General features: G+C 64.2%; 13 protein-coding genes. 5 read left to right on the forward strand and 8 right to left on the reverse strand.

Annotated elements, in window-relative coordinates; all coding sequences use genetic code 11:
• Window positions 1-125: 125 nt before the first annotated feature.
• The 4 genes from dapB to grpE form a co-directional block, all read right to left on the reverse strand.
• Window positions 126-932, reverse strand: coding sequence for a 4-hydroxy-tetrahydrodipicolinate reductase (gene dapB, locus H681_RS21220; protein WP_015478944.1), 807 nt, complete (start codon window positions 930-932; stop codon window positions 126-128).
• 82 nt (window positions 933-1,014) lie between these two features.
• Window positions 1,015-2,145: a molecular chaperone DnaJ gene (dnaJ, locus tag H681_RS21225; RefSeq protein WP_015478945.1), complete on the reverse strand. Its 1,131-nt coding sequence runs from the start codon at window positions 2,143-2,145 to the stop codon at window positions 1,015-1,017.
• A gap of 122 nt (window positions 2,146-2,267) precedes the next feature.
• Window positions 2,268-4,184, reverse strand: coding sequence for a molecular chaperone DnaK (gene dnaK / locus H681_RS21230; RefSeq protein ID WP_015478946.1), 1,917 nt, complete (start codon window positions 4,182-4,184; stop codon window positions 2,268-2,270).
• Window positions 4,185-4,273: 89 nt separating this feature from the next.
• A complete protein-coding gene (gene grpE, locus H681_RS21235) occupies window positions 4,274-4,837 on the reverse strand; it encodes a nucleotide exchange factor GrpE (RefSeq protein ID WP_015478947.1) in 564 nt (187 codons plus the stop codon).
• Between the two features lie 171 nt (window positions 4,838-5,008).
• Here grpE and recN point away from each other — a divergent pair, with 171 nt between their 5' ends.
• Window positions 5,009-6,685, forward strand: coding sequence for a DNA repair protein RecN (gene recN / locus H681_RS21240; protein ID WP_015478948.1), 1,677 nt, complete (start codon window positions 5,009-5,011; stop codon window positions 6,683-6,685).
• Between the two features lie 143 nt (window positions 6,686-6,828).
• Here recN and fur read toward each other — a convergent pair whose 3' ends face one another.
• On the reverse strand, window positions 6,829-7,233 hold the full coding sequence (gene fur / locus H681_RS21245; RefSeq protein WP_015478949.1) for a ferric iron uptake transcriptional regulator: 405 nt from the start codon (window positions 7,231-7,233) through the stop codon (window positions 6,829-6,831).
• A gap of 96 nt (window positions 7,234-7,329) precedes the next feature.
• Here fur and H681_RS21250 point away from each other — a divergent pair, with 96 nt between their 5' ends.
• Complete coding sequence (locus H681_RS21250; protein WP_041712194.1) at window positions 7,330-7,866, forward strand: outer membrane protein assembly factor BamE; 537 nt, start codon at window positions 7,330-7,332, stop codon at window positions 7,864-7,866.
• 72 nt (window positions 7,867-7,938) lie between these two features.
• Here H681_RS21250 and H681_RS21255 read toward each other — a convergent pair whose 3' ends face one another.
• Window positions 7,939-8,247 (reverse strand): RnfH family protein, encoded by a 309-nt coding sequence (locus H681_RS21255; RefSeq protein WP_015478951.1) that lies wholly within the window; start codon window positions 8,245-8,247, stop codon window positions 7,939-7,941.
• Window positions 8,240-8,674: a type II toxin-antitoxin system RatA family toxin gene (locus H681_RS21260; protein WP_015478952.1), complete on the reverse strand. Its 435-nt coding sequence runs from the start codon at window positions 8,672-8,674 to the stop codon at window positions 8,240-8,242. The genes H681_RS21255 and H681_RS21260 overlap by 8 nt, the downstream gene beginning before the upstream one ends.
• A 153-nt stretch (window positions 8,675-8,827) precedes the next feature.
• Between H681_RS21260 and smpB the strand changes: the two genes are divergently transcribed.
• Window positions 8,828-9,307 (forward strand): SsrA-binding protein SmpB, encoded by a 480-nt coding sequence (gene smpB / locus H681_RS21265; RefSeq protein WP_015478953.1) that lies wholly within the window; start codon window positions 8,828-8,830, stop codon window positions 9,305-9,307.
• 37 nt (window positions 9,308-9,344) lie between these two features.
• Here smpB and H681_RS21270 read toward each other — a convergent pair whose 3' ends face one another.
• Window positions 9,345-10,121: an FCD domain-containing protein gene (locus tag H681_RS21270; protein WP_015478954.1), complete on the reverse strand. Its 777-nt coding sequence runs from the start codon at window positions 10,119-10,121 to the stop codon at window positions 9,345-9,347.
• Between the two features lie 348 nt (window positions 10,122-10,469).
• Here H681_RS21270 and H681_RS21275 point away from each other — a divergent pair, with 348 nt between their 5' ends.
• On the forward strand, window positions 10,470-12,146 hold the full coding sequence (locus H681_RS21275; RefSeq protein ID WP_015478955.1) for a lactate permease LctP family transporter: 1,677 nt from the start codon (window positions 10,470-10,472) through the stop codon (window positions 12,144-12,146).
• 213 nt (window positions 12,147-12,359) lie between these two features.
• Window positions 12,360-13,505: an FMN-dependent L-lactate dehydrogenase LldD gene (lldD, locus tag H681_RS21280; RefSeq protein ID WP_015478956.1), complete on the forward strand. Its 1,146-nt coding sequence runs from the start codon at window positions 12,360-12,362 to the stop codon at window positions 13,503-13,505.
• Window positions 13,506-13,610 lie beyond the last annotated feature (105 nt).

Raw genomic sequence — 13,610 nt, forward strand, 5'->3', positions numbered from 1 at the left:
TCAGAAGAAGTCATCCCGCTTTTTATGTGATCATGCTGCGCTGCTTTTAGTGGACACACTAAAGCTGTAGTTTACAGAAAAGCGACATCATGGTCCACCTTTTGCACGACGTACGGCCATGCCGCTCAGCGAAGGCCGAGCACATCCTGCATGTCGTACAGGCCACTGCCCTGCCCTTCCAACCACTGCGCGGCGCGCACGGCGCCACGGGCGAAGGTCATGCGGCTTGAGGCCTTGTGGGTGATCTCCACGCGCTCGCCATCGGCAGCGAACAGCACGGTGTGATCGCCCACCACATCGCCGGCACGCACGGTGGCGAAACCGATGGTTTCGCGCGGACGAGCACCGGTCTGGCCTTCGCGACCGTACACGGCCACTTTCTCCAGATCGCGACCCAACGCATTGGCGACCACTTCGCCCATGCGCAGCGCGGTACCGGACGGCGCGTCGACCTTGTGGCGGTGGTGCGCTTCGATGATCTCGATGTCCACTTCGTCGCCCAGCACACGGGCAGCGGTATCGAGCAGCTTCAGGCAGAGGTTCACGCCCACGCTGTAGTTGGCGGCGAAGACGATCGGGATGTCCCTGGCCGCATCGCTCAGCAGCGCCTTCTCCTCGACGGTGAAGCCAGTGGTGCCGATAACCATCGCCTTGCCCGCCTTGCGGCAGACTTCCAGATTCTTCAGGGTCACGGTCGGGTGGGTGAAGTCGATCAGCACGTCGAACTCGTCGACCACCTTGGCCAGGTCGCCCGACAGCGGCACGCCGATGCGGCCCAGGCCGGCCAGCTCACCGGCATCGGCACCGACCAGAGTACTGTCCGGGCGGTCGACCGCCGCGGTCAGGCCGGCGCTGCCGCCCGTCTGCTGCACCGCCTCGATCAGGGTCTTGCCCATGCGCCCGGCGGCGCCCATTACGGCAATACGTCGCATAACATCAGCTCCAAGCAACAAGCTGCAAGCTGCAAGCGCCGCCCCTTGGAGCTTGTCGCTTGCAGCTTGCGGCTCGAGAAAGTCATAGATCGTCGAAGAAGCGCTTCATGCCTTCGAACCAGCCACTGGCCTTGGGCGAATTGGAAGAGTTGCCCTGCAGGGTATTGCGGAACTCTTCGAGCAGCTCGCGCTGGCGCTTGTCCAGTTGCACCGGAGTCTCCACGACGACGCGGCACATCAGGTCGCCGGCACCGCCACCGCGCACCGGGGCGACACCCTTGCCGCGCAGGCGGAACAGCTTGCCGGTCTGAGTGCCCTCGGGAATCTTCAGCTTCACGCGGCCATCCAGAGTCGGCACTTCCAGTTCGCCGCCCAGCGCAGCATCGGCGAAGCTGATCGGCACTTCGCAGTACAGGTGCTTGCCGTCGCGCTGGAAGATGTCGTGCTCGCGCACGTTCACCACCACGTAGAGGTCGCCCGCCGGGCCACCGTGGGCGCCAGCCTCGCCTTCGCCGGTCAGGCGGATGCGGTCACCGGTATCGACGCCCGCCGGCACTTTCACCGACAAGGTCTTGTGTTCTTCCACGCGACCCTGACCGTGGCAGGAACCACAGGGGTCGGTGATCATCTTGCCGCTGCCGTGGCAGCGCGGGCAGGTCTGCTGCACCGAGAAGAAGCCCTGCTGCATGCGCACCTGGCCGATACCACCGCAGGTGGTACAGGTGACCGGCGTGGTGCCGGGCTTGGCGCCGCTGCCGCTGCAGGTCTTGCAACCGACCAGGGTCGGGACGCGAATGGTCACGGTGGTGCCGCGAACCGCGTCTTCCAGGTCCAGGTCGAGGGTGTAGCGCAGGTCGGCGCCGCGCGCCGGGCCGCCACGGGAACCGCCGCGTCCGCCACCACCACCGAAGAAGTCACTGAAGACATCGCCGAAGATGTCCGAGAAGCTCGCACCACCGAAGCCCGCACCGGCACCGCCCATCTGCGGATCGACGCCGGCATGGCCGTACTGGTCGTAGGCCGCGCGCTTGCTGGCGTCGGACAGAACCTCGTACGCCTCGTTGGCCTCCTTGAATTTGTCCTCGGCCTCCTTGTCGCCGGGATTGCGGTCCGGGTGGAATTTCATGGCCAGCCGGCGGTAGGCCTTCTTCAGGTCCGACTCGCTGGCGCCACGCTCGACACCCAGTACCTCGTAAAAATCACGTTTGGCCATAACTTTCCTGCACCTCGAAAACCTCTCCCCCAGACACGCCGACGCGGGAGCAAGCCCCCGCGTGACGTTTCATGCGCACCGACACGCGGGCCGGTGCGCTGGAGCGCAAGCTTGCACGCGGCTTACTTGTTCTCCTTGACCTCTTCGAATTCGGCGTCGACGACATCGTCACCCGCCTTGTCGTCAGCGGCCTCGCCCTGAGCGGCAGCGCCCGGCTGCGGCTGTTCGGCGTACATCTTCTGCGCCAGCGGGGTGGACGCCTGGGACAGCGCGTTCATCTTCGCTTCGATCTCGGCCTTGTCGTCGCCCTTCACGGCAACTTCCAGCTCGCCGAGCGCTTTCTCGATGGCGGCTTTCTCCTCGGCGGTGGCCTTGTCGCCAGCCTCGGTGACCATCTTGCGAGTGGCGTGGACCAGTGCGTCACCCTGGTTGCGGGCAGCGGCCAGTTCCTCGAACTTGCGGTCTTCCTCGGCATTCGCCTCGGCATCACGCACCATCTGCGCGATCTCGTCCTCGGACAGGCCGGAAGAGGCCTTGATCACGATGGACTGCTGCTTGCCGGTGGCCTTGTCCTTGGCGCCGACGTGCAGGATACCGTTGGCGTCGATGTCGAAGGTCACTTCGATCTGCGGCACGCCGCGCGGAGCCGGCGGAATGTCGGCCAGGTCGAACTTGCCCAGCGACTTGTTCTGCGTGGCTTGCTTGCGCTCGCCCTGCAGTACGTGGATGGTCACGGCGCCCTGGTTGTCATCGGCGGTGGAGAACACCTGCGACTTCTTGGTCGGGATGGTGGTGTTCTTGTCGATCAGCGCGGTCATCACGCCACCCAGGGTTTCGATACCCAGGGTCAGCGGGGTGACGTCGAGCAGCAGCACGTCCTTCACGTCGCCGGCCAGCACTGCGCCCTGGATGGCGGCACCCATCGCGACGGCTTCGTCCGGGTTGACGTCCTTGCGCGCTTCCTTGCCGAAGAACTCGGCAACGGTCTTCTGCACCAGCGGCATGCGGGTCTGACCGCCGACCAGGATCACTTCGTCGATCTTCGAGACGTCCAGGCCTGCGTCTTTCAGCGCAACGCGGCACGGCTCGATGGTGCGGGTGACCAGGTCTTCCACCAGGGATTCCAGCTTGGCGCGGGAAACCTTGACGTTCAGGTGCTTCGGACCGCTGGCGTCGGCAGTCACGTACGGCAGGTTGACGTCGGTCTGCTGGGTGGAGGACAGCTCGATCTTGGCCTTCTCGGCAGCTTCCTTCAGGCGCTGCATGGCCAGCGGGTCGCCCTTGAGGTCCATGCCGGATTCTTTCTTGAATTCTTCGACGAGGTAGTCGATCAGGCGCAGGTCGAAGTCTTCACCTCCGAGGAAGGTGTCGCCGTTGGTGGCCAGTACTTCGAACTGGTGCTCGCCATCGACTTCGGCGATTTCGATCACGGAAACGTCGAAGGTACCGCCGCCCAGGTCATAGACGATGATGGTGTGGTCGCCCTTGGCCTTGTCCAGGCCATAGGCCAGCGCAGCCGCGGTCGGTTCGTTGATGATGCGCTTGACGTCCAGACCGGCGATGCGGCCGGCGTCCTTGGTGGCCTGGCGCTGGCTGTCGTTGAAGTAGGCCGGAACGGTGATGACCGCTTCGGTGACAGGTTCGCCGAGATAGTCTTCGGCGGTCTTCTTCATCTTCTTCAGGACTTCGGCGGAGACCTGCGGCGGAGCCATCTTCTGGCCCTTGGCCTCGACCCATGCGTCGCCGTTGTCAGCCTTGACGATCTTGTAAGGCACCATCTTGATGTCTTTCTGTACGACGTCTTCTTCGAAGCGACGACCGATCAGGCGCTTCACCGCGTACAGGGTGTTGGTCGGGTTGGTCACGGCCTGGCGCTTGGCCGGCTGACCTACCAGGATTTCGCCATCGTTGGCGTAGCCGATGATCGATGGGGTGGTACGAGCGCCTTCGGCGTTCTCGATGACCTTGACGTTACCGTTCTCCAGGATGGACACACAGGAGTTGGTGGTCCCCAGGTCGATACCAATGATTTTGCCCATATTCACTCTCCAGAAATTAGATTCCGCGCTGACCCTGTTGCGGGTATTTGGCTCGGTTGATTACCCAGATGGGGACCGGGTGGTGGATTTCAAGCCTTCTCGTCGATCGAAGGCGGGGTTTGTTCGGGCGCCTTGCTGACCACGACCATCGCCGGACGCAGCAGGCGACCGTTGAGCAGGTAACCCTTCTGGAACACCTTGACCACGCTGCCCGGCTCCAGGTGCACGCTCTCCTCCATCGCCATCGCCTGGTGATGTTCGGGATTGAACGGCTCGCCGTGCGGATCGACCGGCTCCAGGTTGTAGCGCTTGAGGGTGTCGTGGAACATCTTCAGGGTCAGCTCGATGCCTTCGCGCATCGGCCTGATCGCCTCATCGGTCGAACTGGACATCTCCAGCGCGCGCTCGAGGGTATCGACGATCGGCAGCAGGTCGCCGGAGAACTTCTCCAGGGCGAACTTGTGCGCCTTCTCCACGTCCTGCTCGGCACGGCGGCGGACGTTCTGCAGTTCGGCGACGGCGCGCAGGCTCTGATCCTTGGCCGCGGCGACCTGCTCTTCCAGTTCCAGCACGCGGGCGTTCAGGTCCTCGGCAGCACCGGTGTCCGGCTGCTCGTTGAACTGGGAATCCTGAGTCTGTTGTTCGTCAGACATGCCACTCTCCTAAAAAAGAAAATAAGCCTTTGAAAACAAAGCGAACCCATTGGTCCGCGGCTCTGCCGTCTATATGGGGTGGGATTCGGCCACTTCAAGGGCCGAGAGGAGAATTGCCAGCAGCTCAAAATACTGTATAAATAACCAGACCTATTTATGGAGCCGCCGCCCATGCTGGTTCACCTGTCCGTGCACAACTACGCCATCGTCGAGCACCTCGATCTCGAGCTCGCCGCCGGCATGACCGTGATCACCGGCGAAACCGGCGCCGGCAAATCGATCATGCTCGACGCCCTCGGCCTGGCCCTGGGCGACCGTGCCGACAGTGGCGTGGTGCGCCCCGGCTCGGACAAGGCCGACATTCTCGCCAGCTTCGATGTCAGCGCGATTGCCGAAGCCCGCGACTGGCTGGCCGAGCGCGACCTGGAACAGGACGGTCCGTGCATCCTGCGCCGGGTGATCACCGCCGAAGGCCGCTCCCGCGCCTACATCAACGGCACTCCCTGCCCGCTGGGCGACCTCAAGCACCTGGGCGAGCTGCTCATCGATATCCACAGCCAGCACGAACACCAATCGCTGCTCAAGGCCGACACCCATCGCCGCCTGCTCGACGAATTCGCCGGCAGCCAGGAGCTGGCGCGTCAGGTACACCTCGCCGCGCAGCGCTGGAAGCAGACCCGCCAGGAGCTGGACCGCCTATCGCGCAACGGCGACGAGCAGCGCGCCCGCCACCAGTTGCTCAGCTATCAGTTGGAGGAGTTGGAAAACCTCGGCCTGAGTGATAACGAACTGGAGTCGCTGGAGGCCGAACACAGAACCCTGAGCAACGCCGGCAGCCTGATCGCCGCCTGCCGCCAGGTCGTCGAGCTGTGCAGCGAAAGCGATGCCGGCAACGTGCTCTCGGCGCTGACCTCCAGCCTGAACCGCCTGACGGCCTTCCAGAGCCAGCCGGCAGCGCTCTCCGAAGCCGTGAATCTGCTCTCCAGCGCGCAAATCCAGGTAGAGGAAGCCATCGGCGAACTGAACCGCTTCGTCGATCACTTCGACGCCGACCCCATACGTCTGCAGCAGTTGGAAGAACGCATGGATGCCATCTACAGCCTTGCGCGCAAGCACCGCGTGCAGCCCCACGAACTGCAGGATCTGCAGCAACGCCTGCTGGACGAACTGGAAGCGCTGAACGCCGACGACGAAGCCGTGGAGCGCCTGGGCGACGAACTGGCCGCCTACGCCCGCCACTATCAGGAGAAGGCCGACGAACTCAGCCGCCTCCGCCAGGGCGCCGCGCCGCAACTGGCCAAGGCCGTGGAGGTGGAAATGCAGCGCCTGGGCATGCCGGGCGGGCGCTTCGCCATCGAACTGCGCGACGCCACCTCGGACGAACCGCAGGTCAACGGCCTGGAGCAGTTGGAGTTCCTGGTCAGCGCCAACCCCGGCCAACCCATCAAGGGCCTGGCAAAGGTCGCCTCCGGTGGCGAATTGTCGCGCATCAGCCTGGCGATCCAGGTGATCACCGCGCAGACCTCGCGCATCCCCACCCTGGTCTTCGACGAAGTGGACGTCGGCATCGGCGGCCCCACCGCCGAAGTGGTCGGCCAATTGCTGCGCCGCCTGGGCGATCGCGGCCAGGTACTGACCGTCACCCACCTGCCGCAGGTTGCCGCCCAGGGCCACCAGCACCTGTTCGTGCACAAGGATCGCGACACCCGCGAAACCCGCACCGCCGTGGCCAACCTGAAGAAGGCCGAACGCATCGAGGAAATCGCCCGCATGCTCGGCGGCGTCGACCTGACCAAGGAATCCCTGGCCCACGCGCGCAAGATGGTGGATTCCGCCCTACAGGGCTGATCCTGCAGGAGCGAGCTTGCTCGCGAACGTGCGTCCGGCCACTCCAGCGCTGAGCGGTTCGCGAGCAAGCTCGCTCCTACATGAAAGACGCCCGAAAATAAAAACGGCGACCCTTGGGTCGCCGTTTCTGCATCCGCGTGCGCTTACTTCTTCTTGCGCACGTAGAGCACCAGATTGTGATCGACGAGCTCGAAGCCGCGCTCGCGGACGATCTCCTTCTGGCGTTTCTCGATTTCCGAGTCCATGAACTCGATCACTTCGCCGGTATCGACGCAGACCATGTGATCGTGGTGACCGCTGTCCGCCAGCTCGAAGACGGCATGACCGCCGTCGAAGTTGTGGCGAACCACCAGGCCGGCGGCCTCGAACTGGGTCAGCACGCGATAGACAGTGGCCAGACCTACGTCCTCCCCCGCCTCCATCAGCGCTTTGTAGACATCCTCCGCGCTCATGTGGCGTTGCTCGGCGGAATCGAGCATTTGGAGGATCTTGACGCGCGGCAGCGTGACCTTCAGTCCGGCTTTGCGCAGTTCGCTATTTTCAACCATGTGTGCTTTCTCGGCGCGGGATGCTTCGCAGCTTCCCTCAATGCAGGTATGATCGGGATTTCGTCGCTCAGCCAAGATAGTGGAAGTCACCCCCCGATGCAAAATGCCAAGCTCATGCTGACCAGTCTCGCTTTCACGCTGGGACTCGCCGCACTCGCCGGTTGCTCTTTCCCGGGGGTTTACAAAATCGACATCCAGCAGGGCAACGTCGTAACACAAGACATGATAGACCAGTTGAAGCCTGGAATGACCCGACGCCAAGTGCGGTTTATCATGGGTAACCCCTTGATCACCGACACTTTCCACCCTGATCGCTGGGATTACCTGTACAGCATCCAGCCCGGTGGCGGTCAGCGCCAGCAGGAACGCATGAGCCTGTACTTCAGCGACAGCGACCAACTGGTTGGCCTCAACGGCGACTTCATGCCCGGCGTGAGCCGTGACGAGTCGATCCTCGGCAAGGAAGGCAGCCCGGCCACCGCGCCGTCGCAACCGACCCAGCAGCAACCCGAGCAACCCAAGGAAGAACCGGCCAAGCCCGGCTCCGTAGAAGAGCAGATCCAGAAGGAAGTGGACCAGGTCGAAACCGTACCGATCCCGACTCCAGAACCGCTGGACGTGAACCCGCAATAAGGGGCCTGCCCCAACGAAAAAGCCCGGTCAATGCCGGGCTTTTTGTTGCCTGTTATTTCATGACTCGAGAACTCAGCCCCTGGCGGCTTTCGCGCGGGCGGCGCGCTGCTTGCGCACTTCCTTGGGATCGGCGATCAGCGGCCGGTAGATTTCCACCCGCTCGCCCTCTTCCAGTACGCGCTCATCGGGCCTGGCCACGACCTTGCCGAAGATCCCCAACGGGCACCGCTGCACATCCAGATCGGGGAACTGCGCAGCGATGCCCGACAGCAGCACCGCCTCGCGCATCCGCGTACCGCAGGGCACGCTCAGGCGCAGCAAGGATTGCCGCTCGGGCAGCGCATAGACCACCTCGATGGCGATACTCGCCGGCTCAGCCATGCAACTGCTTGGCGCGCTGGCAGAAGGCATCGACCATCGTGTTCGCTGCCTGGGTGAACAGCGGGCCGAGGGTGGCCTTCACCAGGGCGCCGGCGTAATCGAAGGTCAGGTCGAGGGAAATCTTGCAGGCCTTGTCCCCCAGGGCCTTGAAGGTCCACACGCCGTGCAGCTGGGTGAAGGGGCCTTCCTCGAGATTCATCTCGATGCTCTGGCCGGGCACCAGCACGTTACGCGTGGTGAAACGCTGGGTGATGCTGCCTTTGGCCACGGTCAGCTCGGCGCGCATGGACACCTCGCTCTCATCCAGCACGGTGGAAGCCGAGCACCAGGGCAGGAACTCCGGATAGCGCGCTACATCGTTGACCAGGTCGTACAGAGCCTGCGCCGGATAGGGCAGCAGCGCCGAACGCTGGATATGCGTGCTCATAGACGTCTCGCTTTGTCATGGGGCGGCTCGAATGCCCGCCGATCAAAAAACAGCGCGCATTCTCCGAGATTAGTCACGCCCCCTCAAGCGTGCATGCCGGCATGCACCGTCCCGATAGCGGCGCGGCGAGCGACTCCCTATAATGCGCGGCCTATGGCTAAACAGAAAAAACACCCTTCGGGGACCATCGCGCAGAACAAGAAGGCTCTGCACGACTACTTCATCGAGCAGCGCTTCGAGGCGGGCATCGCCCTGGCCGGCTGGGAAGTCAAAAGCCTGCGCGCCGGCAAGGCGCAGCTGGTGGACAGCTACGTGCTGCTCAAGGATGGCGAAGCCTGGCTGCTGGGCAGCCACATCACGCCGCTGACCACCGCCAGCACCCACGTCATCGCCGACCCCGTGCGCACGCGCAAGCTGCTGCTGCACAAACGCGAGCTGGGCAAGCTGTTCGGTGCCGTGCAGCAGAAAGGCTACGCCTGTGTCGCGCTGTCGATTTACTGGAAGAAGCACCTGATCAAGTGCGAGATCGCACTGGCCAAGGGCAAGAAAGAGTTCGACAAGCGCGACACCGAGAAGGAGCGCGACTCCAACCGGGAAATCCAGCGCGCCATGCGTCACGGCAAGGACGACTGACGCCTTCGCGCCCTCCACCCGAGAGGGCGCGATCACATCAGGCGTCCACCGCCCCCTGGCGTCGTTGCGCGCGCTGCAGACGCACCTCTTGCGCCTGCGCCTCGGCCAGCACTTCCTGCACGTAGTCGATATGCCGCTGGGAAATCTTCCGCGCCGCTTCCGCGTGCCCGCCGACAATCGCCTCGTATAGCTCGCGGTGCTGACGCATCAGTTGCTCGCGAGTCTCGTCGCGTTGCGCGTACATCCCGCCGATATTGGTCACCACGTTGCGCTTGAGCAGGTCGAACAGGCCACGGATGGTGTGCAGCAACACGGCATTGTGGCTGGCCTCGGCGATGGCCAGGTGGAAGGCCGCATCCGCCGCGCCCTCCTCCGCCCGACCGACCTTGCCGGGGCTCTGGTAGCAGTCCTGCAGGGTGTCGAAGGCCTGCTTCAGGCGCTGGTGATCCACCTCGGTCGCACGCTGCGCGGCGTAGTAGGCGCAGGAGCCCTCCAGGGTATGGCGGAACTCCAGCAGGTCGCGCTGCGCCTCCGGATTGCTTTCCAGCAGATGCAGCAGCGGATCGCTGAACATCGAACCCAGCCCTTCGCTGACGTAGTTGCCGCCACCCTGGCGACTGACCAGCAGCCCCTTGGCGGCCAGCTTCTGGATCGCCTCGCGCAGTGACGGCCGCGACACGCCGAACTGCTCGGCCAGCACACGCTCCGCCGGCAGGCGCTCGCCAGCCTTGAGGGTGCCCTCGAGAATCATCGCCTCCAGCCGCTCGACGATGTCATCCGACAGACGGCGCTGCTTGACCTGACCAAAACCCATCTTCGTGCTCTCCCACGACAAAACGCTCTGCGCCGCGACCTGCGCGCCGAGCGCGGCAGCCTAACCAGCCCGGAAGCCGGCAACAAGACCACCCCATCCCTCCGGGCGCCATCGACAAAAGTTGAACCACAGCAAATTGACATGCCGCCAGCAGGGCTTTTACTCTGAGCGCTCGGATTTGTAAATTGGTCATACCAATTTACCGGAATCCGGATTGCACGACAACACATGCACGAAAGACAACAAGCCGCGATCAGTCGACCGTCTGCCCAACGCGCCACAAGCGCACCGGAATCGCCCGACCGGCAACCAGGCCCTCCACCCAAAAACAATTAGGGAGCCAACCAGATGCAAACCTGGCAGCAGATCTACACCCCGCTCGGCAGCCTTGGCCTGTCCGCGCTGGTCGCCGTTATCCCGATCGTGTTCTTCTTCCTCGCCCTCGCCGTGTTCCGCCTCAAGGGCCACGTCGCCGGCAGCATCACCCTCGCCCTCTCGATCATCATCGCCATCGTCGCCTTCGGCATGCCCGCCGACATGGCCATCGCCGCCGCCGGCTATGGCTTCGCCTACGGCCTGTGGCCGATCGCCTGGATCATCGTCGCGGCGGTGTTCCTCTACAAACTCACGGTCAAGAGCGGCCAGTTCGAAGTGATCCGCAGCTCGGTGCTGTCGATCACCGGCGACCAGCGCCTGCAGGTGCTGCTGATCGGCTTCTCCTTCGGCGCCTTCCTCGAAGGTGCGGCGGGCTTCGGCGCGCCGGTGGCGATCACCGCCGCCCTGCTCGTCGGCCTGGGTTTCAACCCGCTGTACGCCGCCGGCCTGTGCCTGATCGCCAACACCGCACCGGTGGCCTTCGGCGCCCTGGGCATCCCGATCATCGTGGCCGGCCAGGTGACCGGCATCGACGCCTTCAAGATCGGCGCCATGACCGGCCGCCAACTGCCGTTCCTGTCGATCCTCGTGCCGTTCTGGCTGGTGTTCATGATGGACGGCCTCAAGGGCGTGAAGGAAACCTGGCCGGCCGCCCTGGTCGCCGGTGGCAGCTTCGCCATCACCCAGTACTTCACCTCCAACTTCATCGGCCCGGAACTGCCGGACATCACCTCCGCCCTGGTCAGCCTGATTTCCCTGACCCTGTTCCTCAAGGTCTGGCAGCCGGCCAGCGAGCGTGAAGTGGTCGCCACCGCCGGCGGCGCCGCCGTCATGGGCGGCAACGGCTCCCGCGGCGCCGAGCCTTCGCCCTACAACTTCGGTGAAATCCTCAAGGCCTGGTCGCCCTTCCTGATCCTCACCGTGCTGGTCACCATCTGGACCCTGAAGCCGTTCAAGGCGATGTTCGCGCCGGGCGGCACGCTGTACAGCCTGGTGTTCAACTTCGCCATCCCGCACCTGGACCAACTGGTGGTGAAGACCGCGCCCATCGTCGCCAACCCGACGCCGATCGCCGCCGTGTTCAAGCTGGACCCGATCTCGGCCACCGGCACCGCGATCTTCCTCTCCGCCGTGATCTCGATGTTCGTGTTGCGCATCGGCGCGAAAACTGGTCTGACCACCTTCAAGGAGACCCTGGTCGAGCTGAAATGGCCGATCCTCTCCATCGGCATGGTGCTGGCCTTCGCCTTCGTCACCAACTACTCGGGCATGTCCACCACCCTGGCGCTGGTCCTGGCCGGCACCGGCGCGGCCTTCCCGTTCTTCTCGCCGTTCCTCGGCTGGCTGGGCGTGTTCCTCACCGGTTCGGATACTTCCTCCAACGCCCTGTTCAGCTCGCTGCAGTCCACCACCGCACACCAGATCGGGGTCAACGACACCCTGCTGGTGGCCGCCAACACCAGCGGCGGCGTGACCGGCAAGATGATCTCGCCGCAATCCATCGCCGTGGCCTGCGCCGCCACCGGCATGGTCGGCAAGGAATCCGACCTGTTCCGCTTCACCCTCAAGCACAGCCTGATGTTCGCCGCTATGGTGGGTCTGATCACCCTCGCGCAGGCCTACATCTTCACCGGCATGCTGGTTCACTGACCGAGCGCTGATCGGCTGCGCGTCGGCGATACTGCGTTGGAAATGGCCTCGGAAAGCCGCTTGCGGCTAACGCACTTCAGTGCGGCCCCGAAGGGGCGAGTGGAGCGAGTCATGCTCACCTACAGTTGTAGGCTCCGCTCCCTCGGCCATTTCCGCCTTGTCTCGCTCTAGCTCGCTCGATCCAAAACTTTTCTCTCAAAACGGAAGAGCCCAATGATCATCTCTGCCTCTACCGACTACCGCGCCGCAGCCCAACGCAAGCTGCCGCCGTTCCTCTTCCACTACGCCGACGGCGGCGCCTACGCCGAGCGCACCCTGCGCAACAACGTCGACGACCTGGCCAACATCGCCCTGCGCCAGCGCGTGCTGAAGAACATGTCCGAACTGAGCCTCGAGACGACGCTGTTCAACGAAACGCTGAGCATGCCCGTCGCCCTGGCTCCGGTCGGCCTGACCGGCATGTACGCGCGGCGCGGCGAGGTGCAGGCAGCCCGTGCGGCCGCCGCGAAAGGCATTCCGTTCACCCTGTCCACGGTGTCGGTCTGTCCCATCGAGGAAGTCGCCCCGGCCATCGACCGGCCCATGTGGTTCCAGCTCTACGTGCTCAAGGACCGCGGCTTCATGCGCAACGCCCTGGAGCGCGCCAAGGCCGCTGGCGTCACTACGCTGGTGTTCACCGTCGACATGCCGGTGCCCGGCGCCCGCTACCGTGACGCCCACTCCGGCATGAGCGGTCCGAACGCGCCGCTGCGCCGTGTCTGGCAAGCCATGACTCACCCGCAGTGGGCGCTGGACGTCGGCCTGCTGGGCAAGCCCCACGACCTGGGCAACATCTCCAAGTACCGTGGCAACCCCACCGGTCTTGCCGACTACATCGGCTGGCTGGGCGCCAACTTCGACCCGTCGATTTCCTGGAAGGACCTGGAGTGGATTCGCGACTTCTGGGACGGCCCGATGGTGATCAAGGGCATCCTCGATCCCGATGACGCGAAAGACGCGGTGAAATTCGGTGCCGACGGCATCATCGTGTCCAACCACGGCGGCCGCCAGCTCGACGGCGTGCTCTCCAGCGCCCGAGCCCTGCCGGCAATTGCCGATGCGGTGAAGGGCGACCTGAAGATCCTCGCCGACTCTGGCATCCGCAACGGCCTGGACGTGGTACGGATGATTGCCCTGGGCGCGGACACCGTGCTCATCGGCCGCGCCTTCCTCTACGCCCTGGCGACCCACGGCGAGGCCGGCGTGAAGAACCTGCTGGACCTGTTCGAGAAGGAAATGCGCGTGGCAATGGTGCTGACCGGCGCCAAGTCCATCAGCGAGATCACCCGTGATTCGCTGGTGCGCGAACTGGGCGCCTGAGAGCCCAAACCTGTAGGAGCGAGCTTGCTCGCGAACCTGCCCAACTCCGCGCCCCCGGGCTCGCGAGCAAGCTCGCTCCTACAGGAAAAGCGCGCAATGGCGCGC

Origin of the sequence: Pseudomonas sp. ATCC 13867 (assembly GCF_000349845.1) — a bacterium.
Lineage (GTDB): Bacteria > Pseudomonadota > Gammaproteobacteria > Pseudomonadales > Pseudomonadaceae > Pseudomonas.

Bases quoted from the DNA above. Each gene is read 5' to 3' on its own strand.
- smpB (WP_015478953.1), top strand. From the start codon at position 8,828: ATGGCTAAACAGAAAAAACACCCTTCGGGGACCATCGCGCAGAACAAG.
- lldD (WP_015478956.1), top strand. From the start codon at position 12,360: ATGATCATCTCTGCCTCTACCGACTACCGCGCCGCAGCCCAACGCAAG.
- grpE (WP_015478947.1), bottom strand. From the start codon at position 4,837: ATGTCTGACGAACAACAGACTCAGGATTCCCAGTTCAACGAGCAGCCG.
- H681_RS21275 (WP_015478955.1), top strand. From the start codon at position 10,470: ATGCAAACCTGGCAGCAGATCTACACCCCGCTCGGCAGCCTTGGCCTG.
- recN (WP_015478948.1), top strand. From the start codon at position 5,009: ATGCTGGTTCACCTGTCCGTGCACAACTACGCCATCGTCGAGCACCTC.
- H681_RS21250 (WP_041712194.1), top strand. From the start codon at position 7,330: ATGCAAAATGCCAAGCTCATGCTGACCAGTCTCGCTTTCACGCTGGGA.
- dnaJ (WP_015478945.1), bottom strand. From the start codon at position 2,145: ATGGCCAAACGTGATTTTTACGAGGTACTGGGTGTCGAGCGTGGCGCC.
- fur (WP_015478949.1), bottom strand. From the start codon at position 7,233: ATGGTTGAAAATAGCGAACTGCGCAAAGCCGGACTGAAGGTCACGCTG.
- H681_RS21255 (WP_015478951.1), bottom strand. From the start codon at position 8,247: ATGGCTGAGCCGGCGAGTATCGCCATCGAGGTGGTCTATGCGCTGCCC.
- H681_RS21270 (WP_015478954.1), bottom strand. From the start codon at position 10,121: ATGGGTTTTGGTCAGGTCAAGCAGCGCCGTCTGTCGGATGACATCGTC.
- dapB (WP_015478944.1), bottom strand. From the start codon at position 932: ATGCGACGTATTGCCGTAATGGGCGCCGCCGGGCGCATGGGCAAGACC.
- H681_RS21260 (WP_015478952.1), bottom strand. From the start codon at position 8,674: ATGAGCACGCATATCCAGCGTTCGGCGCTGCTGCCCTATCCGGCGCAG.
- dnaK (WP_015478946.1), bottom strand. From the start codon at position 4,184: ATGGGCAAAATCATTGGTATCGACCTGGGGACCACCAACTCCTGTGTG.